The organism is Pseudomonas sp. 28 E 9, assembly GCF_900004785.1.
Classification (GTDB): Bacteria; Pseudomonadota; Gammaproteobacteria; order Pseudomonadales; family Pseudomonadaceae; genus Aquipseudomonas; species Aquipseudomonas orientalis_A.
In genome coordinates, this window is sequence record NZ_CVTK01000055.1 from 1 (window position 1) to 21,015 (window position 21,015).

At 62.0% G+C, this 21,015-nt stretch carries 23 protein-coding genes; all 23 read right to left on the reverse strand.

From position 1 onward, the window contains the following. The coding region (locus tag BFQ00_RS23545; protein WP_170827589.1) for an Hpt domain-containing protein at positions 1–927 on the reverse strand (927 nt) is incomplete at its 3' end. Between the two features lie 11 nt (positions 928–938). After that, positions 939–1,727, reverse strand: coding sequence for a protein phosphatase CheZ (locus tag BFQ00_RS23550; RefSeq protein WP_065884565.1), 789 nt, complete (start codon positions 1,725–1,727; stop codon positions 939–941). An 18-nt stretch (positions 1,728–1,745) separates the two neighbouring features. Then, entirely contained in the window at positions 1,746–2,120 is a 375-nt protein-coding gene (locus tag BFQ00_RS23555) for a chemotaxis response regulator CheY (RefSeq protein WP_015885173.1), read from the reverse strand. Between the two features lie 167 nt (positions 2,121–2,287). Beyond that, on the reverse strand, positions 2,288–3,028 hold the full coding sequence (gene fliA / locus BFQ00_RS23560; protein WP_065884564.1) for an RNA polymerase sigma factor FliA: 741 nt from the start codon (positions 3,026–3,028) through the stop codon (positions 2,288–2,290). Continuing rightward, on the reverse strand, positions 3,025–3,858 hold the full coding sequence (fleN, locus tag BFQ00_RS23565; RefSeq protein WP_003192912.1) for a flagellar synthesis regulator FleN: 834 nt from the start codon (positions 3,856–3,858) through the stop codon (positions 3,025–3,027). Before fleN ends, fliA begins: the two co-directional genes overlap by 4 nt. A 105-nt stretch (positions 3,859–3,963) precedes the next feature. Beyond that, positions 3,964–5,280, reverse strand: a complete 1,317-nt coding sequence (flhF, locus tag BFQ00_RS23570) for a flagellar biosynthesis protein FlhF (RefSeq protein ID WP_065884563.1) — start codon at positions 5,278–5,280, stop codon at positions 3,964–3,966. A 12-nt stretch (positions 5,281–5,292) separates the two neighbouring features. Next, positions 5,293–7,407 (reverse strand): flagellar biosynthesis protein FlhA, encoded by a 2,115-nt coding sequence (gene flhA, locus BFQ00_RS23575; protein ID WP_065884562.1) that lies wholly within the window; start codon positions 7,405–7,407, stop codon positions 5,293–5,295. Between the two features lie 279 nt (positions 7,408–7,686). Further along, positions 7,687–7,905, reverse strand: coding sequence for a hypothetical protein (locus tag BFQ00_RS23580; protein ID WP_241088735.1), 219 nt, complete (start codon positions 7,903–7,905; stop codon positions 7,687–7,689). A 543-nt stretch (positions 7,906–8,448) separates the two neighbouring features. Next, complete coding sequence (gene flhB / locus BFQ00_RS23585; protein WP_065884560.1) at positions 8,449–9,585, reverse strand: flagellar biosynthesis protein FlhB; 1,137 nt, start codon at positions 9,583–9,585, stop codon at positions 8,449–8,451. A 3-nt stretch (positions 9,586–9,588) separates the two neighbouring features. Next, the gene (gene fliR / locus BFQ00_RS23590; protein ID WP_065884559.1) at positions 9,589–10,374 is read right to left on the reverse strand and encodes a flagellar biosynthetic protein FliR; all 786 of its coding nucleotides are present in this window, start codon (positions 10,372–10,374) and stop codon (positions 9,589–9,591) included. Between the two features lie 4 nt (positions 10,375–10,378). Beyond that, a complete protein-coding gene (gene fliQ / locus BFQ00_RS23595; protein WP_027603863.1) occupies positions 10,379–10,648 on the reverse strand; it encodes a flagellar biosynthesis protein FliQ in 270 nt (89 codons plus the stop codon). A 4-nt stretch (positions 10,649–10,652) separates the two neighbouring features. Next, a complete protein-coding gene (gene fliP / locus BFQ00_RS23600) occupies positions 10,653–11,396 on the reverse strand; it encodes a flagellar type III secretion system pore protein FliP (protein WP_032895954.1) in 744 nt (247 codons plus the stop codon). Continuing rightward, positions 11,396–11,830 carry a flagellar biosynthetic protein FliO gene (gene fliO, locus BFQ00_RS23605; RefSeq protein WP_065934910.1) on the reverse strand — a complete coding sequence of 145 codons (435 nt, stop codon included), beginning with the start codon at positions 11,828–11,830 and terminating at the stop codon, positions 11,396–11,398. Before fliO ends, fliP begins: the two co-directional genes overlap by 1 nt. A 1-nt stretch (position 11,831) precedes the next feature. Then, the gene (gene fliN, locus BFQ00_RS23610; protein ID WP_053257298.1) at positions 11,832–12,299 is read right to left on the reverse strand and encodes a flagellar motor switch protein FliN; all 468 of its coding nucleotides are present in this window, start codon (positions 12,297–12,299) and stop codon (positions 11,832–11,834) included. A 34-nt stretch (positions 12,300–12,333) separates the two neighbouring features. Further along, positions 12,334–13,302 carry a flagellar motor switch protein FliM gene (gene fliM / locus BFQ00_RS23615; RefSeq protein WP_065884557.1) on the reverse strand — a complete coding sequence of 323 codons (969 nt, stop codon included), beginning with the start codon at positions 13,300–13,302 and terminating at the stop codon, positions 12,334–12,336. A gap of 9 nt (positions 13,303–13,311) precedes the next feature. Next, on the reverse strand, positions 13,312–13,818 hold the full coding sequence (gene fliL, locus BFQ00_RS23620; protein WP_065934911.1) for a flagellar basal body-associated protein FliL: 507 nt from the start codon (positions 13,816–13,818) through the stop codon (positions 13,312–13,314). 211 nt (positions 13,819–14,029) lie between these two features. Beyond that, positions 14,030–15,322 carry a flagellar hook-length control protein FliK gene (locus BFQ00_RS23625; RefSeq protein ID WP_065934912.1) on the reverse strand — a complete coding sequence of 431 codons (1,293 nt, stop codon included), beginning with the start codon at positions 15,320–15,322 and terminating at the stop codon, positions 14,030–14,032. 83 nt (positions 15,323–15,405) lie between these two features. Beyond that, on the reverse strand, positions 15,406–15,750 hold the full coding sequence (locus BFQ00_RS23630) for an Hpt domain-containing protein (protein ID WP_065884554.1): 345 nt from the start codon (positions 15,748–15,750) through the stop codon (positions 15,406–15,408). Between the two features lie 30 nt (positions 15,751–15,780). Beyond that, positions 15,781–17,499 (reverse strand): ATP-binding SpoIIE family protein phosphatase, encoded by a 1,719-nt coding sequence (locus tag BFQ00_RS23635; RefSeq protein WP_065893762.1) that lies wholly within the window; start codon positions 17,497–17,499, stop codon positions 15,781–15,783. Continuing rightward, the gene (locus BFQ00_RS23640; protein WP_065884552.1) at positions 17,496–17,801 is read right to left on the reverse strand and encodes an STAS domain-containing protein; all 306 of its coding nucleotides are present in this window, start codon (positions 17,799–17,801) and stop codon (positions 17,496–17,498) included. Before BFQ00_RS23640 ends, BFQ00_RS23635 begins: the two co-directional genes overlap by 4 nt. A 643-nt stretch (positions 17,802–18,444) precedes the next feature. After that, the gene (gene fliJ, locus BFQ00_RS23645) at positions 18,445–18,894 is read right to left on the reverse strand and encodes a flagellar export protein FliJ (protein WP_065884550.1); all 450 of its coding nucleotides are present in this window, start codon (positions 18,892–18,894) and stop codon (positions 18,445–18,447) included. Positions 18,895–18,897: 3 nt separating this feature from the next. After that, a complete protein-coding gene (gene fliI, locus BFQ00_RS23650) occupies positions 18,898–20,256 on the reverse strand; it encodes a flagellar protein export ATPase FliI (protein ID WP_065884549.1) in 1,359 nt (452 codons plus the stop codon). Beyond that, the gene (fliH, locus tag BFQ00_RS23655; RefSeq protein WP_065934913.1) at positions 20,246–21,010 is read right to left on the reverse strand and encodes a flagellar assembly protein FliH; all 765 of its coding nucleotides are present in this window, start codon (positions 21,008–21,010) and stop codon (positions 20,246–20,248) included. Before fliH ends, fliI begins: the two co-directional genes overlap by 11 nt. Between the last annotated feature and the right edge of the window lie 5 nt (positions 21,011–21,015).

Genomic DNA, 21,015 nt, shown 5'->3' on the forward strand with positions numbered 1-21,015 from the left:
AGCGGCGGCCGGAGCTACCTCAGTGAACTTGCCCTTGCCGTGCAACTCGTCGAGCAACGCTTCGAATTCGTGGTCGGAGATCAACCCGTCGCCGGCCGGTTCAGCCGGTTCGGCCTTGGCGGCTGGAGCAGCTGGAGCAGCGGCGGTGGCCGCGACTTGCGGCAAGGCTTCGGCGGCAAATGTGCCTTTGCCGTGCAGTTGGTCGAGCAGTGCCTCGAATTCGTCGTCGGTAATGTCGGTGCTGGCATTGGCTGCCGGCGCTGCCGGTGCAGCGGGCGCAGCATCCGACGGCGCCGGGGCCACGGCATCGGCCGCGAACTGGCCTTTGCCATGCAACTGGTCGAGCAGGGATTCGAATTCTGCGTCGGTAATGTCTTCGCTGGTCGGCGTGGCGACCGGCGCAGCCGCAACCGGCGCTTCAGCTTGAGCCTTGACCGCATTGAGCGAGTCGAGCAGTTGCTCGAATTCGCTGTCGGTCACATCCGGCTCGGCTGGCGCCACCGGCTCAGGCTCGGCTTGCACCGCAGGCGCCTCGGCAGCCGGTTCGGCCAGGCGCGCCAGGGCGGCCAGCAGTTCCGGGGTGGCGGCAGTGATCGGCGCACGTTCGCGCACTTCACTGAACATGCCGTTGACCGCATCCAGTGCTTCGAGAATCACGTCCATCAATTCCGAGTCAACCTTGCGCTCACCCTTGCGCAGGATGTCGAACACGTTCTCGGCGATGTGGCAGCACTCCACCAGCTCATGGAGCTGGAGGAAGCCGGCGCCCCCTTTTACAGTGTGAAAACCGCGAAAAATTGCATTGAGCAGGTTCGCATCATCCGGGCGGCTTTCCAGCTCGACCAGTTGTTCGGACAGTTGCTCTAAAATTTCGCCGGCCTCTACAAGGAAATCCTGAAGGATTTCTTCATCGGCGCCGAAGCTCATGTGGGTGCTCCTTAGAAGCCTAAACTGGACAGCAAATCGTCTACGTCATCTTGACCGGATACGACGTCTTCACGTTTATCGGCATGAATCTGCGGACCTTCACCCTTGGCGAGATGTTTTTGTGGATCTTTTTCCGAGAGGATCGCTTCGCGGTCATGTTCGATGCCGGCAAAACGGTCGACCTGGCCGGCCATGAGCACCAGTTTGAGCAGGTTGCTTTCCACTTCGGTGACCAGTTGGGTCACCCGCTTGATCACCTGGCCTGTGAGGTCCTGGTAATCCTGGGCCAGCAGAATATCGTTGAGGTTGCTGGCCACCGTGCGGTTTTCCTGTTCGCTGCGCGACAGAAAACCGTCGACGCGACGCGCCAGCTCACGGAACTCTTCAGCCCCCACTTCGCGGCGCATGAAGCGGCCCCAGTCCACGCTCAGGGCGTGGGCTTCGCTGGCCATGCCGTTGACCAGGGGCGTGGCGTTTTCCACCAGGTCCATGGTGCGGTTGGCCGCCGCCTCGGTCAGCCTGACCACATAGGACAAGCGTTCAGTGGCATCGGTGATCTGCGAAATCTCTTCGGCCTGGGGCATGCGCGGGTCAATCTGGAAATTGACGATCGCACTGTGCAGCTCGCGTGTGAGCTTGCCCACTTCCTGGTACAGGCCGCGGTCACGGGTCTGGTTAAGCTCATGGATCAACTGCACCGCGTCGGCGAAATGGCCTTTTTCCAGGCTGTCGACCAACTGGTGAGCATGTTTTTTCAGGGTCGACTCAAAGTCGCCCAGTGTTGTTTCTTTATGCTCCATAGCTCCCCCGCGATGGCATTAGCCGTGGATGCGTTCGAAGATTTTTTCGATCTTCTCTTTCAAGGCCAATGCTGTGAATGGCTTGACCACGTAACCGTTGACCCCGGCTTGGGCAGCTTCGATGATCTGTTCACGCTTGGCTTCGGCGGTCACCATCAACACCGGCAGGCTGCGCAGTTTTTCATCGGCGCGCACATGGCGCAGCAAATCGATACCGGTCATGCCCGGCATGTTCCAGTCGGTTACCAGAAAGTCGATGCTGCCGCTGTTGAGGATCGGAATCGCCGTAATGCCGTCATCCGCCTCGACCGTGTTAGTGAACCCAAGGTCACGCAACAGGTTTTTTATGATCCGCCGCATCGTTGAGAAGTCATCAACGATGAGGATTTTCATGTTCTTGTCCAATTCGACCTCCAAGCAGTCTTAAACGCGCCCAGCACCTGGACGCGCCACTTCAATCAACAGGCGTTACACAAAAAGGACTGCCCAGGGCACCACGGAGCGAATCCGCGAAGGCCGAAACCTTCGCGGTAGCATCTGCAGTGTCCCCACACTGCCTGTCAGCGCGCGCGCCACTCTCCCAACCGCCCCCGCAAGCGGGCCGCGCACTGGCTATGCAACTGGCTGACACGCGATTCGCTGACCCCCAGGACCTCACCGATTTCCTTGAGGTTCAGCTCTTCGTCGTAGTACAGCGCCAGCACCAGGCGCTCTCGCTCCGGCAAATTGGCAATGGCGTCCGCCAATGCTCCCTGGAAACGCTCATCTTCCAGATCGCGCGACGGTTCCATATGCGCACTCGCGCCGTCCTCGTGCAGCCCTTCGTGTTCGCCGTCCTGTAACAGGTCGTCGAAACTGAACAGGCGGCTGCCCAAGGTATCGTTCAAAATCCCGTAATAATCGTCGAGACTCAATTGGAGTTCGGCCGCAACTTCATGATCTTTAGCGTCACGACCGGTTTTTGCTTCAATTGCGCGAATTGCGTCACTGACCATGCGCGTATTGCGGTGTACCGAACGCGGCGCCCAGTCCCCTTTACGCACCTCATCGAGCATCGCGCCACGGATACGGATACCCGCATACGTCTCGAAACTCGCGCCCTTGCTCGCGTCATATTTGGTCGACACTTCGAGCAGGCCGATCATGCCGGCCTGGATCAGGTCTTCAACCTGCACGCTGGCAGGCAGGCGCGCCAGCAGGTGGTAGGCAATGCGCTTGACCAGGGGCGCATAGCGCTCGATCAATTCGCCCTGGCTGTCACGTGCCGACTTTTTGTAAAGGTTGTAGCCGCTTGATGTCATAGCACAGGTCCCGCGCTCGTCTGATGCACCAGTCGCTCGACGAAAAACTCCAGATGCCCCCGAGGGTTGGCAGGCAACGGCCAGGTATCGACCTTCTGGGCAATGGCCTTGAATGCCAGTGCGCACTTCGAACGAGGGAACGCTTCGTAGACCGCACGCTGCTTTTGCACGGCCTTGCGCACACACTCGTCGTAGGGAACGGCGCCGACGTATTGTAAAGCCACATCGAGGAAACGATCCGTGACCTTGGTCAACTTGGCGAACAGGTTGCGCCCTTCCTGCGGGCTCTGGGCCATGTTGGCCAGCACGCGAAAGCGGTTCATGCCGTAGTCACGGTTGAGCAGTTTGATCAGGGCGTAGGCATCGGTAATCGAGGTGGGCTCGTCGCACACCACCAGCAGTACTTCCTGCGCTGCGCGGACAAAGCTGACCACCGACTCGCCGATCCCGGCGGCGGTGTCGATCACCAGCACGTCAAGGTTGTCGCCGATATCGCTGAAGGCCTGGATCAGGCCGGCATGCTGCGCCGGACTCAAGTGCACCATGCTCTGGGTGCCGGAGGCGGCCGGTACGATGCGGATCCCACCGGGCCCCTGCAGCAGCACGTCGCGCAGCTCACAGCGGCCTTCGATCACATCGGCCAGCGTGTGTTTGGGGGTCAGCCCCAACAGAACGTCCACGTTGGCCAGGCCCAGGTCAGCATCCAGCAGCATGACGCGACGGCCAAGCTCTGCCAGGGCCAGGGACAAATTCACTGACACGTTAGTTTTGCCGACGCCACCTTTGCCGCCGGTCACCGCGATCACCTGTACGGGATGCATGCTGCCCATTTTATTTCTTTACCTTGTCTTGCTTAGACGCAGGCTACATGGCTTGGCCGCGTGTATCGCTTGCAGACCATCGATGTAGGTACATTTCACGGTGTTCATCCTGCCTCATCCCACCCGTTTTGCCGGGTTGTGATAAAGGTCGGCGAACATATCAGCCATCGCTTCCTCGCTAGGCTCGTCTTGCATTTGCACGCTGACAGCACGGCTGACCAACTGATGACGGCGCGGCAGATGCAAATCATCCGGAATCCGCGGCCCGTCGGTCAGGTAGGCGACCGGTAGTTCATGACTGATTGCCAGGCTCAGCACTTCGCCCAGGCTGGCGGTTTCATCCAGTTTGGTCAGGATACAACCGGCCAGGCCGCAGCGCTTATAGCTGTGGTAGGCAGCGGTAAGAACCTGTTTCTGGCTGGTGGTTGCAAGCACCAGGTAATTTTTCGACTTGATGCCACGCCCGGCCAGGCTTTCGAGCTGCATGCGCAGGGCCGGGTCGCTGGCTTGCAGGCCGGCGGTATCGATCAACACCACGCGCTTGCGCAGCAGCGGGTCGAGGGCGTTGGCCAGGGACTGGCCCGGGTCGACGTGGGTCACCGGCACATTGAGGATGCGGCCCAGGGTCTTGAGCTGTTCCTGGGCGCCGATGCGGTAGCTGTCCATGCTCACCAGCGCGATGTTCTGCGCGCCGTACTTGAGCACGTAGCGCGCTGCCAGCTTGGCCAGGGTGGTGGTCTTGCCCATGCCGGCAGGACCGACCATGGCGATCACCCCGCCCTCTTCCAGGGGTTCGATCTCCGGGGTGGCGATCATGCGCGCCAGGTGCGCCAGCAGCATGCGCCAGGCCTGGCGCGGTTCCTCGACCTCGGCGGTCAGCGCCAGCAGGTCACGGGACAACGGGCCGGACAGGCCGATGCGTTGCAGGCGACGCCACAGGTTGGCCTGCTGCGGCTTGCTGCCTTGCAGTTGCGTCCAGGCCAAAGAGCCCAGTTGCACTTCGAGCAGCTCGCGCAGGCCGTTGAGTTCAAAGCGCATCGAATCGAACACGCGCTGATCGACTGCGGCGGCCGGGGCTGGCGCGGCGGGACGTGGCGGTTCGACAAACGTAGGTTCCACCAGCGGCTCGGAAGCGGTCAGCGGCAGGCCGGCGAACAACTGGCGATTGGTGGTGGCGTCGCTGTCGCCGCGCATGCTCAATTCGGCCTGGGCCGAGACGATGCGCGAAGCGGTCTTGCGCAGCTCGTCTTCAAGCTCCATGTTCGGCACGCGCGGGGCCAGGGCCTGGGGGGTGTAATCCAGGGCAGCCGTCAGCTCGACACCGCCGGCAATACGGCGGTTACCGATAATCGCGGCATCGGCGCCCAGCTCATCGCGGACCAACTTCATGGCCTGACGCATATCGGCGGCGAAAAAACGCTTTACTTGCATAACCCACTACCCTCAGCCGTTGGGCCCTACTGTCGCGACGATAGTCACTTGCTTATTGTCAGGAATTTCCTGGTAAGCCAACACGTGCAAATTCGGTACTGCCAGGCGTCCAAAGCGCGACAACATCGCGCGGACCGGACCGGCCACCAGCAGAATCACCGGCTGGCCCTGCATTTCCTGGCGCTGCGCGGCTTCGATCAACGAACGCTGCAGCTTTTCAGCCATGCTTGGCTCCAGCAAAACCCCTTCTTCCTGGCCTTGCCCTGCCTTCTGAATACTATTGAGCAATATCTGTTCCAACCTTGGCTCCAAGGTGATAACAGGCAGCTCAGACTCAACGCCTACAATGCTTTGCACGATTGCGCGGGACAAACCGACGCGCACGGCGGCCACCAGCGCGGCAGTATCTTGACTCTTGGCGGCGTTGTTGGCGATGGCTTCGGCAATGCTGCGAATGTCGCGAACCGGCACTTGTTCGGCGAGCAAGGCTTGCAGCACCTTGAGCAACTGCGACAGCGACAGCACGCCCGGCACCAGCTCTTCGGCCAGTTTCGGCGAGGCCTTGGCCAGCAAACCCATCAATTGCTGGACTTCCTCGTGGCCGATCAGCTCGTGGGAGTGCTTGTAGAGGATCTGGTTGAGGTGGGTGGCGACCACGGTGCTGGCGTCGACCACGGTGTAACCCAGCGATTGCGCCTGACTGCGCTGGCTGACTTCGATCCACACCGCCTCCAGGCCGAAAGCCGGATCTTTGGCGGTAATGCCGTTGAGCGTACCGAACACCTGCCCCGGGTTGATCGCAAGTTCGCGGTCCGGGTAGATCTCGGCTTCGGCCAGGATCACGCCCATCAGGGTCAGCCGGTAGGCGCTGGGGGCCAGGTCGAGGTTGTCGCGGATATGCACGGTGGGCATCAGGAAGCCCAGGTCCTGGGACAGCTTCTTGCGCACACCCTTGATCCGCGCCAGCAGCTGGCCGCCCTGGTTGCGGTCCACCAGCGGAATCAGGCGGTAGCCGACTTCCAGGCCGATCATGTCGATCGGGGTCACGTCGTCCCAGCCCAACTCCTTGGTTTCCTGGGCGCGGGTCGGGGATGGCAGCAATTCCTGCTGGCGCGCGATTTCCTGCTGGGCCTGGACCTTGACTGCATTCTGCTTTTTCCAGAACAGATAGGCCGCGCCGCCGGCCATGGCCGCCATGCTCAGGAACGAAACGTGAGGCATGCCCGGCACGATGCCCATGACGGCCATGATACCGGCGGCCACGGCCAGCGCCTTGGGCGAGGCGAACATCTGGCGGCTGATCTGCTTGCCCATGTCTTCGGAGCCCGAAGCACGGGTCACCATGATCGCTGCCGCTGTGGATAACAACAGTGATGGCAATTGCGCCACTAAACCGTCACCGATGGTCAGCAAGGCGTACACCTTGCCCGCATCGCCAAAGGTCATGCCGTGCTGGAAGATCCCCACGGCCATGCCGCCGATCAGGTTGATGAACAGGATCAACAGGCCGGCGATGGCGTCACCGCGCACGAATTTGCTGGCGCCGTCCATGGAGCCGTAGAACTCGGCCTCCTGGGCCACTTCCAGGCGCCGGGATTTTGCCTGGTTCTGGTCGATCAGGCCGGCGTTGAGGTCGGCGTCGATGGCCATCTGCTTACCGGGCATCGCATCCAGGGTAAAGCGTGCGCTCACCTCGGAAATCCGCCCGGCGCCCTTGGTCACCACCACGAAGTTGATAATCATCAGGATCGCGAACACCACGATACCGACCACGTAGTTACCGCCGATCACCACCTCACCGAAGGCCTGGATCACCTTACCGGCGGCGGCGTGACCGTCCTGGCCGTGGAGCATCACTACGCGGGTGGACGCCACGTTCAGCGCCAGGCGCAACAGGGTCGCCACCAGCAGGATGGTGGGAAATACCGCGAAATCCAAAGGCCGCAGGGCGTACACACAGACCAGCAGCACCACCACCGACAGGGCGATGTTGAAGGTGAAAAACACGTCGAGCAGGAACGGCGGCATCGGCAACATCATCATTGCCAGCATCACCAGCAACAACAACGGCACACCCAGATTGCCCCGCGACAGGTCAGTCAGGGTGCCACGGGCCGTGCTGAGCATTTGAGAGCGATCTACCACCGGTATTCCTCGTGTCCTTGAAGCAAAGTTTTGACGCCGGGAGGCGTCCTGAAGGCGGTATTGCAAGAAGCCTTCCAACTTTTGCCCCACGGCCAGGATGACTCTGCCAGCGACCGGATCTACTGGGTGTAAATCAATTCAACTGTGGGAGGGGGCTTGCCCCCGATAGCGGTGGATCAGTGATGAATTTATTGACTGACAGACTGCAATCGGGGGCAAGCCCCCTCCCACATTTGCGGGTGTATCCCGGCACGATCACCTTCACTTGCAACCCGATTCACCACAGTTGCCTGCCTGGATGGGCAACGCATAGATGCCCTCGGGCCGATGGACCATTTGAAACTTCAGATGCTTACCCTCCGACAGCGCCGTCCAGCGCCAATCCTTATGATTGATGAACACGTGCTCTGCCCGGTCATCCAGCTCGATCAGCCAGTCGCCCCTGATCCAGTCATAGGATTTGACAGTCCCCATCGCCACTTTCAATACCGCTCTCCCTGCATCTCGTTTACTACCTGCGCGCAGTGCTGATGGGTAATGAAACCGTGGGAAAGCTTCGCCTGGCTACTGTCAAAGTTGACAGGTAGACGCGGGTCGATGGCGGATGGTAAGCAGGTGATAGCGTGGATCATGCCTGCGAGGGCTTTTTGCGCCTGCGGGAGGGTCGTTGCCTGGGAGGCGTCTGTGGGGATTCAACACTTTCAATGGCTGTCGACTGAACGGCAACCTCATTGCCATCGCGATCCAGAGCCTTGAAGCAAATGCCCTTGACCGCATCGCACCACCTGACCGTGCCCCTGTCCATCACCGCCTCCCGAGCCGCGCATGGCTGCGTGGCTCATCGCTGTATCAAACAGTGAAGGCGGCGTATTGGCTACTGTCAAAGTTGACAGGTAATGGCCACCCTCCTGTAGGAGCGAGCTTGCTCGCGAAGGTGGGTAACGATAACGCGGGGAGTCAGGATGAACGCGGCGACGGTGAGTTTTTCGCGAGCAAGCTCGCTCCTGCAGTGAGCCGCAGCGTTCAGGAGTCGCGACGCAAATCCGGCGGGATCGGCAGGTCCTTGAGCGGATCAGGCCGCTTGCCCTTGCCTGCCCGGTATTGGCGGATCTGGTAGACGTAGGCCAGCACCTGGGCTACCGCCAGGTACAACCCGGCCGGGATTTCCTGGTCCAGATCCGTGGAATAGAAGATCGACCGTGCCAGCGCCGGGGATTCCAGCAGCAGGATGTCGTTGGCCACGGCGATTTCGCGGATTTTCAACGCGGTAAAGTCGCTGCCCTTGGCCAGCAACATCGGCGCGCCGCCCTTTTCCGGGTCGTACTTGAGGGCCACGGCATAGTGGGTCGGGTTGGTGATGATCACGTCGGCGTCGGGCACCGAGGCCATCATCTTGCGCTGGGACATTTCGCGCTGCAGTTGGCGGATGCGTTGCTTGACCTCCGGGCGCCCTTCCTGGTCCTTGTGTTCGTCGCGCACTTCCTGCTTGGTCATCAGCAGTTTCTTGTGGCTTTCCCACAACTGGATCGGCGCGTCCACCGCCGCGATGATGATCAACCCGGCGGACATCCACAACGCGCTCCAGCCCACCACTTGCAGGCTGTGGATGATCGCCGACTCCAGCGGTTCATGGGCGATGCGCAGCAGATCGTCGATGTCGGACGACAATACCGTCACCGCCACGAACAGAATCAGGATGAATTTGGCCAGCGCCTTGAGCAGTTCCACCAGGGCCTTGGTGGAAAACATGCGCTTGAGGCCGGCCGCCGGGTTCATGCGGCTGAACTTGGGCGCCATGCTGCTGGCAGCAAATAGCCAGCCGCCCAGGGCGACCGGGCCGATCAGCGCGGCCAGCAGCAACGTGATCAGAATCGGCTGCACCGCCAGCAGCGCGATCGTGCCCGAATGCAGCAGGTACTGGCCCATGGAGTCGGGGTTGAGCAACACCTCCCGGGGCAGAGTGAAGTTGTGCTTCATCAGCTCCAGCAAATCCAGCGCCAGGCCACCGCCGTAGATCAGCAGGGCACCGGCGCCGGCCATCATGGTCGCAACGGTATTGAGCTCTTTGGAGCGTGCGATCTCGCCCTTTTCCCTGGAGTCCTTTTTACGTTTCTCCGTGGGGTCTTCTGTCTTGTCCTGACCACTCTCGCTCTCGGCCATGGCTCAGCGCGCCCGTGCCAGGTCACGTAGGAACTGCAGGGCGTCGGTTGCCAGCGGTTGATACTGATTGAGAATGTCGGCCAGGCCGATCCAGAAAATCCCCATGCCCATCACCAGGGTCAAAGGGAAGCCGATCGAGAAAATGTTCAGTTGCGGGGCTGCGCGGGTCATCACGCCAAACGCGATGTTGACCACCAGCAGCGCGGTGATGGCCGGCAACACCAGCAGCAAGGACGCGCCCAGCACCCAGCCGAGGCGCCCCACCAGTTCCCAGAAATGGTTGACCACCAGCCCCGAGCCCACCGGCAAGGTGGTGAAGCTTTCGGTCAGCACCTCGAACGCCACCAAATGGCCGTTCATGGCCAGGAACAGCAAGGTCACCAACATGGTCAAAAATTGCCCGATTACCGCCGCCGACACACCGTTGGTGGGGTCGACCATGGACGCAAAGCCCATGCCCATCTGGACCGAGATGATTTGGCCGGCCACCACAAACGCCTGGAAGAACAGGCTCAGGGAAAAACCCAGCATGGCGCCGATCAGGATCTGTTCGGCAATCAGCAGCAGCGCACTGAGGTCGAGGGCATTGACCGGCGGCATCGGCGGCAGGCCAGGCACGATCACGACCGTAATGGCTACCGCGAAATACAGGCGCACACGCCGTGGCACGAGGGTTGTGCCGAACACCGGCATGGCCATCAACATGGCCGTGACGCGAAACATCGGCAGGATGAACGAGGCCACCCAGGTACTGATCTGGGTGTCGGTCAGGGCCAATAAGGATTGCATCGGCTCAGCCGATCAACTGCGGAATACTGCCGTACAGCTGCAGGATGTATTCCATGAAGGTTTGCACCAGCCACGGGCCGGCGACGATCAGGGTGATCAGCATCACCAGCAGGCGCGGCAGGAAGCTCAGGGTCTGTTCGTTGATTTGGGTGGCGGCCTGGAACATCGCCACCAGCAGGCCGACCAGCAGGCTCGGCACCACCAGCACGGCGACCATCACGGTGGTCAGCCACAGTGCTTCACGGAACAGGTCGACGGCAACTTCCGGGGTCATGGCGCTATACCCCCCCGAAACTGCCGGCCAGGGTGCCGATAATCAGCGCCCAGCCGTCCACCAGCACAAACAGCATGATCTTGAACGGCAGCGAGATGATCAGCGGCGATAGCATCATCATGCCCATCGCCATCAGCACGCTCGCCACCACCAGGTCGATGATCAGGAACGGGATGAAGATCATGAAGCCGATCTGGAACGCGGTCTTCAATTCCGAGGTAACGAAGGCGGGCACCAGAATCGTCAGCGGCGCCTGGTCCGGGGTGGCAATGTCGGTACGCTTGGACAGGCGCATGAACAACTCGAGATCGCTGGAGCGGGTCTGCGACAGCATGAAGTCCTTGATCGGGCCCTGGGCCTTGTCGATCGCGTCCTGGGCCGTGAGCTTTTCCGCCAGGTACGGCTGCAGGGCTTGCTGGTTCACCTTGTCGAAGACCGGCGCCATGATGAACAGGGTCAAAAACAGCGCCATGCCGGTGAGGATCTGGTTCGACGGCGTCTGCTGCAGGCCCAGGGCCTGGCGCAGGATCGAGAACACGATGATGATCCGCGTAAAGCTGGTCATCAGCATGACGAACGCCGGGATAAAACTCAGCGCGGTCATGATCAGCAGGATCTGCAGGCTGACCGAGTATTCCTGCGCGCCGGCCGCATTGGTGCCCAGGGTAATCGCCGGGATCGACAACGGGTCGGCGCCCAGTGCCATCGGCGCGGCCAGCAACAGCATGAGCGTCAGGAACACGCGCATTACTTCTTATCCTTCTGGTCCTTGCCCAGCAATTCCATCAGGCGCTGGGCGAATTCTGGCGTGGCGGTCTCGCTGCTGGCCGCGTCCACGGGGGTTTTGAGTACGTGCAACGGAGTAATGCGGCCAGGGGTGATGCCGAGCAGGATCTGCTCCTCGCCCACCTGCACCAGCACCAATCGGTCCCGCGGGCCGAGGGCACGCGAGCCGACCAGTTCGATCACCTGGGCATTGCCCGGGCCGATGCGCTGCACGCGGCGCATCAGCCAGGCCAGTACGAAGATCAAGCCGATCACCAGCAACAGGCCGAGCAGCAACTGCGTCAACTGCCCGCCGACGCTGCCGACCGCCGGTGCCGCCGCCGCTTGCGCGACCGGCTCGGCCGCCAGCGCGCTCAACGGCAGCGCCAGCCACAGTCCCGCCATCGAGTACTTCATTTCAGCGCAACTTCTTGATGCGTTCGCTCGGGCTGATCACGTCCGTCAGGCGAATGCCGAACTTCTCGTTGACCACCACCACCTCGCCATGGGCGATCAGCGTGCCGTTGACCAGCACGTCCAGCGGCTCGCCGGCCAGGCGGTCCAGCTCGATCACCGAGCCCTGGTTGAGCTGCAGCAGGTTGCGGATGTTGATTTCGGTGCTGCCCACTTCCATGGAAATCGACACTGGGATGTCCAGGATCACATCCAGGTTGGGGCCGTCGAGGGTCACCGGGTCGTTGTTTTTCGGCACGCTGCCGAATTCTTCCATCGGCAGGCGCTTGCCGGCCGGTGCGGACGCGGCGTCGGCGGCCAGCAGCGCGTCGATGTCGTCCTGGCCGACATCGCCGGTCTCTTCCAGGGCCGCAGCCCACTCGTCAGCCAGGGCCTGGTCTTCGGCGGAAGTGTTTTCGTGTTCGGTAGCCATTACATGTCCTCGGCGTAGCAAAAATGAATGTTGATCAGCGGCGGTTGATCGGTTCGATCACTTGCAACGCCAGGTTGCCTTTGTGAGAGCCGAGCTTGACCTTGAACGACGGCACACCGTTGGCGCGCATGATCAGTTCTTCCGGCAATTCGACGGGGATCACGTCCCCCGGCTGCATGTGCAGAATGTCGCGCAGGCGCAGCTGGCGACGGGCCACGGTGGCGCTCAGGGGCACATCGACGTCCAGCAGGTCTTCGCGCAGGGCCTTGACCCAGCGCTCGTCCTGGTCGTCGAGGTCGGACTGGAAACCGGCGTCGAGCATTTCGCGCACCGGCTCGATCATCGAGTACGGCATGGTCACGTGCAGATCGCCGCCGCCGCCATCGAGTTCGATGTGGAACGTGGACACCACAATGGCTTCGCTCGGCCCGACGATGTTGGCCATGGCCGGGTTCACTTCCGAGTTGATGTACTCGAAATTGACTTCCATGACCGCCTGCCACGCTTCCTTCAAGTCGATGAAAGCCTGCTCCAGCACCATGCGCACCACGCGCAGTTCGGTGGGCGTGAACTCACGGCCTTCGATCTTGGCGTGACGGCCGTCGCCGCCGAAGAAGTTGTCCACCAGCTTGAACACCAGTTTGGCGTCAAGGATGAACAGCGCGGTGCCGCGCAACGGCTTGATCTTGACCAGGTTGAGGCTGGTGGGCACGTACAGCGAGTGCACGTATTCACCGAACTTCATCACCTGCACGCCACCCACGGCGACGTCCGCCGAGCGGCGCAGCATGTTGAACATACTGATGCGGGTATAACGGGCGAAACGTTCGTTGATCATTTCCAGGGTCGGCATGCGTCCACGGACGATGCGATCCTGGCTGGTCAGGTCATAACTTTTGACACTGCCGGGCTCGGCAGCCATTTCGGTCTGCACCAGACCATCGTCCACGCCATGCAACAGCGCGTCGATTTCATCCTGGGACAGCAGGTCTTGCACGGCCATGTCGTGATCCTACTGCAATACGAAGTTAGTGAAGAGCGCCTGCTCTATCACGACTTTGCCGAGCTCTTTCTGGGCCACTTCCTGCACGCTGGCAGTGACCTTCTGGCGCAGCATTTCCTGGCCCACCGGGGTGGCCAGGCTGTCGAAGCTCTGGCCCGAGAACAGCATCACCAGGTTGTTGCGGATCACCGGCATGTGCACCTTGAGCGCGTCCAGGTCCGCCTGGTTGCGCGCCAGCAAGGTGATGCTCACCTGCAAGTAGCGTTGGCGACCGTTCTGATTGTAGTTGGCGACAAAGGCCGGCAGCATCGGTTCGAAGATTGCCGGTTGCTTGACGTTAGTGGCGGTGTCGGCGGCAGGGGCAGGTTTGCTGGCACTGCTGTGCATGATGTACCAGGTGCCGCCAATCGAGGCGCCAATGGCCAGGAGCAGGCCCAGCACAATCAGCAGGATCAGCTTGAGCTTGCCTTTGCCTTTGCCTGCCGGGGGAGTTGCTGCGTCGTCGCTGTTCGCCATGCCAATAATCCGTCACTATTCGGGAATTCATAGATATACGGATAGGCAAGAGCAAGTGTTATGCCAGAGTTGTCTGGCGCCAGGGCAACACAAATCAAATGTGGGAAGGGGCTTGCCGCCGATAGCAGTGTTTCAGTCAACAAATCGGTTGCTGATACACCGCAATCGGGGGCAAGCCCCCTCCCACCGTTGGATCTCTATTTGACTTGGGTCAGGCGTAGTAGTCGACGGCGCTGGAGCCGATCACGGTCGAGGTCACGGGCTTGACCGCTTCAGCCACGTCAACGTGACTGCCGGTGTCAGCGCTATCACCTCGCCGGCCGCCACTGCTCACACCCCGCGCCTGGTTTTGCTGTTGCTGCTGCTCCTGCCCCCGGGACTGGTCGGACACGTTCACATCCACCTGCCCCATGCCCTGCTGGGCGAACATCTCGCGCAAGCGGCCGGACTGGCTTTCCAGCGCTTCACGCACCACCGCATGGCCGCTCATGAAGCTGACCTGGGCCTGTTGGTCGGGCGTCATGCTGACCTTGATATCCAGGCGCCCCAGTTCGGCCGGCTGCAATTGGATTTCGGCCGACTTGAGGCTGGCGCTGGAGAGGTACATCACGCGGTTGACCACTTCTTCGGTCCAGCCGCTCTGGTGCATGGCCAGCGGGGCGTTGATCACCGGTGGCAAGGCGTTGGCGGTTTTCGGCGTGGCGGCCTGGGTCAGCGCGGCCAGGCGGTTGGCGAAGTCATCCACGCGGGTGTCGCTGTCGGCACGCTTGAGGTCCTTGAGGCCGTCATCGATCAGCGCGCCAAAGGCCTTGTCGCCGCCGTTATGGGTGCTGTCCCTGGTGGCTTGTTGATCGACCATCGTGGCCAGGCCGGCGGCAAAATTCTGCGCGGCGGTCGGTTGATCCTGGACCGTGGCTGGCGCCGCTTTCTGGGTTGCCTGGCTGCCGGCCGACACATGACCGCCCTGCTCCATTGCCAGGCGCACGGCAGGCATCGCGTCCAGCGGGTCGGCTGCAGGGTCGAAGGCCGGCGGCTTGGCCTTATCGACCACGGCGGCGGCGGTCGCCACCGGTTGGGGCGTGTCATCCGCTACCGCTACCGCAGGTGCCGGCGTTTGCGGTGGGACGGCGCCGGGGGTGACCGTGACGATCAAGGCCGGATCGACCGGCGGCGTATCGGTCGGGGGCTGTTGCGCCAGGGACGGATCGGCGGGTGTGTCCTTGGCCGCTTTGTCGGCATCGGACGGCTTGGCAGGCAAGGGATTGCCGCTATCGGCAACCGCAGGCGTGCTGGCGGCAGGTGTTTTGTCGGCGGTTGCAGGCACCGATTTGCCCGGCGCGCTGTCGGTTTTCAGCGCCGGTTTGGCGCCCTGGTTGGCGAACACTTGAGAGAAGCCAGGGCCTTTGTCCCGTGGGTCCGCAGCCGCCACCGCAGGGGTGGCGGCAGGCGCTTGAGGCTTGGCCGCGGGGGCAGCCTGAAGGAGCGAATTGGGGGCGACTGGCATAGGTAAAGGTCTCCACTGCATGGGGGTCGGGGATGCAGTATCAGGAGATAGAGCAAGAGTCGGGCCAGGTTTGCAGCGAAGGCTCACGCACTGAAACGCTGGCGCTCCGATTCGTACATCGGCTTGACCAGCGCGAACTCATGATCAATCTGGTCAACCAGCGCGCCCAGATCCGATGCGGACTCAGCGGACTCAGCCTCCAATCGCTGACACAACTGCGCCAAGCGCACCGCCCCCAGGTTGCCACTGCTGCCCTTGAAACTATGCGCTATGCGGCCCAACGCCTTGGCATCGTCGCGCGCCTTGCGCAACGCAGTGACACGCTCCTGAGAGTCATGAAGGAAGGTATCCAGCAGTTTCGGGTATTCGCCCTCCATGACTTCCTTCAAACCCGACAACACGTCCGGATCCAGATGTATATCGACCACTTGCTCGCTCCTTGATCAAGAATTGACGGATTATGCCAGAGCCTTCCAGCAAAACTCCACGCAGACGCAGCGCCCGCCATCGGACCAGCGTACGTCGCCGCTCAGTTGACGCACCAGGTTCAAGCCGCGGCCGGACAGACGGTCAGCATCCAGCGGCCGCGCCAGCACCTCGTCAACATCGAAGCCAGGCCCGCTGTCCTCGACACGCAACGTCATCTTGCCGCCCTGCGCAGTCGGGGACACCTGCACATGCACCCGGATATGGCCGCTGTTCAATTGCGCCAGCCGCTCGTTGCGCAGGCGATAATACTGCGCAAACCCTTCGGCATCGCGCTTGAGCTGTGAATCCAGGCCCAGTACGCCATGCTCGAGGGCATTGGCATACAACTCGGCCATGACCGTGTAGAGCGCCCCACTCTGCTCACGCAGGCCGTGGACCTCCAACAGCAATTGCAGCAGATACGGCAACGGGTTGTAGCGCCTGAGGGTCTGCGCGCGAAACTCGAAACTCACCGACCAATTCAGCGGGCACGACTGGCCGCTGTCGGAATACATAGGTTCGGCCACGCGCAGCGGTTGGCCGGCCAGCAAGCTGATTTCAACCATGCTGACGTCGTCCCGCGCCTCACCGCGAAAGGCCGCCAGCGCTTGCTCGATATCCTCGAACAGGCGGTCGGGCTCGCGGTTGGCGGCAAACACCTGCTGCAAACGCTCGGCGCCGAACAACTGGTCATTGGCGTCGGCGGTGTCCAGCACGCCATCGGAGAGCAGGAACACCCGATCGCCCAGGGCCATGGGCCAGACTTCAGTGCTGTCATCGAATGCCTGGGCCGACAGCACGCCCAACGGCAGATGCCGCGACATCAACGGCGTGCGCTTGCCGGTGGCGACCTCGTGCACATAGCCCTCGGGCATGCCGCCGTTCCACACCTCCACCACGCGCCGCTCGGTGCTCAGGCACAACAGTGTGGCGCAGCAGAACATGTCCACCGGCAGGATGCGCTTGAGCTTGGCGTTCATCTCGCGCAGGGTCTGCGTCAGCCCATAGCCCTTGGCGGTCATGCCGTAGAACACTTCGGCCAGCGGCATGGCACCGATCGCCGCCGGCAGGCCGTGGCCGGTGAAATCGCCGAGCAGCACGTGCATGTCGCCGGACGGCGTATAGGCCGCCAGCAACAAGTCCCCGTTGAACAGTGCATAGGGCGATTGCAGGTAGCGGATATTCGGCGCCGCGTTGATGCAACCCGAATGCGCGACCTTGTCGAACACGGCCTTGGCGGCGCGTTGCTCATGTAACAGATGATCATTGTGCCGGGCGATCTGGTCACGCTGCTGCAGCACCGTGGCTTGTAGCCGCCGCAGGCGGTCCATGGCGTTGATCTTGGCGGCCAGAATTAGCTGGTTGTAGGGCTTGGGCAGGAAATCGTCGCCGCCGGCGTCCAGGCACTCGGCCAGGGCGGCGCTTTCGCGCAGCGAGGTCAGGAAGATGATGGGGACCAACTGCTCGCCCGCCAATTGCTTGATCCAGCGCGCGGCGAGAAAACCATCCATCACCGGCATCATTGCGTCCATCAGCACCAGCTGCGGGCGCTCGCGCGCAAACACTTCAACGGCCTGCTCGCCATTGGTCGCGGTGAGCACATGGTGACCCTGACGCCGCACGATGGTCGACAACAACAGCAAGTCGGCGGCGCTGTCTTCGGCAATCAGGATGGTCAGCGGCTCGGATAAGGGGGCCAGGACTCTCACGATATATCGAACAGCTTGTCGAAATTGGAAATGGCGAGGATTTTGCGCACGTCGTGGCTGCTGTTGCTGACGTGCACTTGAGACTCATCGCCACCGGCATGGTCCCGGAGCAGCAGGAGCATGCCCAGGGCCGAGCTGTCCATGTAGGTGGTTTCTTTAAGATCGACCACATACAACTCGGGTACCTTGTAGTAACGCTCATAGGCATCGCGAAATGCCTGGTGGCTGCCGAAATCGAACCGGCCCTTGATTGCGATCGTCAACTTCTTCCCGTCCAGGGATACTTCTGACTCGATTGACATGTGACTGCTTCCTTGTCATGGGTCTGTGCAACAAGGTGTAGCAGGCGAACCCGATCTGAGCAACACAGCCGTTCAAATGTGGGAGGGGGCTTGCCTCCGGGGCGACCAGGATTTTGGTGTCGATCCCGGTCCAAATGTGGGAGGGGGCTTGCCCCCGATGGCGGCCTCGGGGCTGGCCGGGATGTTGGATTGGACCGAGTACATATCCGTTTCTGCGGTAACGGCTGCTTAGGGTTCCGCCCTTACGGCGGCTCACTTTTGAAAAGCGCAAAAGTAAGCAAAACGCTCTTGCCCCACCACTCGGCACCTCGCTTGGGCTCGGTGTGCCCGAACGCAGGCTTGAATCCGTGGGCCGCCGCAATGGGCCATCCCTGGCCCAGTGCGGCTAACCCGGCGTCCTGCCGGGTTACCCACGGATTCAAGCCTGCGTTCGGCCAGCGTGGTTTAACGGGGCGCCTGAGATCAAGATCACAAGCAGATCAAGATCAAGAGCGGCTCGCTTCGCATCGTGGTTACGGTTGGGCGCTGCTGAGTTGTGTAGATACCTATGCCCCCGATTGCCGAGTGTCAGTCACTGCATCTTTTGACTGACACACCACCATCGGGGGCAAGCCCCCTCCCACATTTTTTCCTGCTGCGTTGGTTAGAACGGTTCCTGGCGCGGAAGGCGCTGGGACAGTTCATCGAGCAACTTCTGCTCGCGCTTGTCTTCAATCGCCCGCGCTTCATCGATATAGCGCTGCACCAGCTTGCGCAACCCTTCGACGCGGGCAAATGCCTGTTGCCAGCTTTCGCGGGCCTTGTCGAGGTTGTTCTGGTGCCAGGCCAGGCTCTGGCGCTGTTGGCCGACGGCGGTTTCCAACTGATTGAGAAAGCCCTGGTACCCCATCAGCCACTGGCCCGACACGCCCTTGCTGCCGCGTTCGATCCACTGTTGCTGATATTCGAGGCGAAAGCGCTCCAGGTCGCCCAGTTTGCTCTCCGCCAGGCGCACCTGGCCCTGGAAATACCCCAGGCGCTGCACGGCGGTTTTTTCGGCCTTTTCGGCCATTTCCACCACCGGGGCCAGGCGCGCGGCGCGGCTGTTGGCCATGGGTTAGCCGCCCGGCGCGGGGGCGAAGATGGACTGCAGATGCGCTTCGCTTTCGCCCATGCTGATCTTGTCGTTAAGCCCCTGGCGCAGGTAGGTCACCAATTGCGGCTGCAGGGCGATGGCCAGGTCGGTCTCGCGATCGCCCCCGGCCACGTAGGCGCCGACGCTGATCAGGTCGCGGCTTTGCTGGTAACGCGACCACAGCTGCTTGAAGTATTGCGCGCGGGCCATGTGTTCCGGCGTGACCACCGCCGGCATCACCCGGCTGATGGACGCTTCGATATCGATGGCCGGGTAGTGCCCCTCTTCCGCCAGGCGTCGCGACAGCACGATGTGCCCATCGAGCACGCCCCGCGCCGAGTCGGCAATCGGGTCCTGCTGGTCATCGCCTTCGGACAACACCGTGTAGAACGCGGTGATCGAGCCCCCGCCGGCTTCGGCGTTACCGGCACGCTCCACCAGCTTGGGCAGTTTGGCGAACACCGACGGCGGATAACCCTTGGTCGCGGGTGGCTCGCCGATGGCCAGGGCGATCTCGCGCTGGGCCTGGGCGAAACGGGTGAGCGAGTCCATCAGCAACAGGACATTCTTGCCCTTGTCGCGAAAATATTCGGCGATGCGCGTGCAGTACATCGCGGCGCGCAGGCGCATCAGCGGTGCGTCATCCGCCGGAGAGGCGACGACGACGGAACGCTTGAGGCCTTCTTCACCCAGGCTGTGCTCGATGAATTCCTTGACCTCACGGCCCCGCTCGCCGATCAGCCCGACCACGATGATGTCGGCCTCGGTAAAGCGCGTCATCATGCCCAGCAACACCGACTTGCCCACACCGGTACCGGCGAACAGGCCCAGGCGCTGGCCGCGACCGACCGTCAATAAACCGTTGATGCTGCGAATGCCCACATCCAGCGGCACGCTGATGGGGTTGCGGTTGAGCGGGTTGATGGTGGGGCCGTCCATCGGCACCCAGTCCTCGGCCTTCATGCCGCCCTTGCCATCCAGCGCACGCCCGGCGCCATCGAGTACCCGGCCCAGCATGCTCATGCCCATCGGCAAGCGCCCGGTGTCGGCCAGGGGCACCACACGGGCACCCGGAGCGATACCGGCGAGGCTACCCACCGGCATCAGGAAAATCTTGTTACCGGAAAACCCCATCACTTCGGCTTCGACCTGCACCGGGTGGTAGCTGTCGTCGTTGATCACCATGCAGCGGCTGCCCATGGCGGCGCGCAAGCCCTCGGCCTCAAGCGTCAGGCCGACCATGCGCAACAGGCGCCCTTCGAGGACCGGCTGGCCGGGCAACTGCGTGGCCTCGGCGTAGCTGTCCAGGCGCTTGGCGAAGCTGGTGCGATCAAGGCGCATCGGTGGCGTCCAGGTCAACGCTCAGGTCAGGCTCGGCCGGGTGCAGCGCCTGTTCATGCAACTGGTCGAACAGCTTGGCCATGATCTGGCTGATGCGGGTTTCCACCGTGGCATCGATGCGGCTGTGCTCGGTCTCGACGCGGCAACCGCCAGGCAGCAGCGCGGCGTCCTCGACGATGCGCCAGGTTTCTTCATGGCGCTCGCGCAAGGCTTTGACCTGCTCGAAATCCTGCGGGTTGATGTACAGCCGCACATTGCCCACGCCCAGGGGCAGCAGCTTGAGGGCTTCGCGCATCACGCTTTCGATCTGGCTGGAATCGAGCACCAGTTCACGCTGGATCACCTGGCGGGTGATGTGCTGCACCAGGCCGACCATGGATTTTTCCAGCTGCGAGTCCTGTTCGGCGATGGGGTCGAACAGGTTGCCCATCAAACGCTCCAGGCTGCCCAGCTTGACGCTGAGGGCCTCTTGAGCCTCCTGACGGACCTTGAGGGTGGTGCTGCGAAAACCATCTTTTTCACCCGCCGCAAAGCCTTCGTTGTAAGCCTCCTGACGGATGGCTTCCAATTCTTCGAGGGTCAGTGGCTGGACTTCGTCCAGCGGCACTTCTTCCATCTGTGCCGGCGCTTCCTGCACCGGTTCAGGCTCTGGCTGCGGCACGTGGGGGTCGAAGCTGGGCAACGACCAGATGTCGAACCCGCCGACATCCCGCGCGCGAATCAGATCGCTGGGCGTCTCATCTTTGTTCGACATGCGGG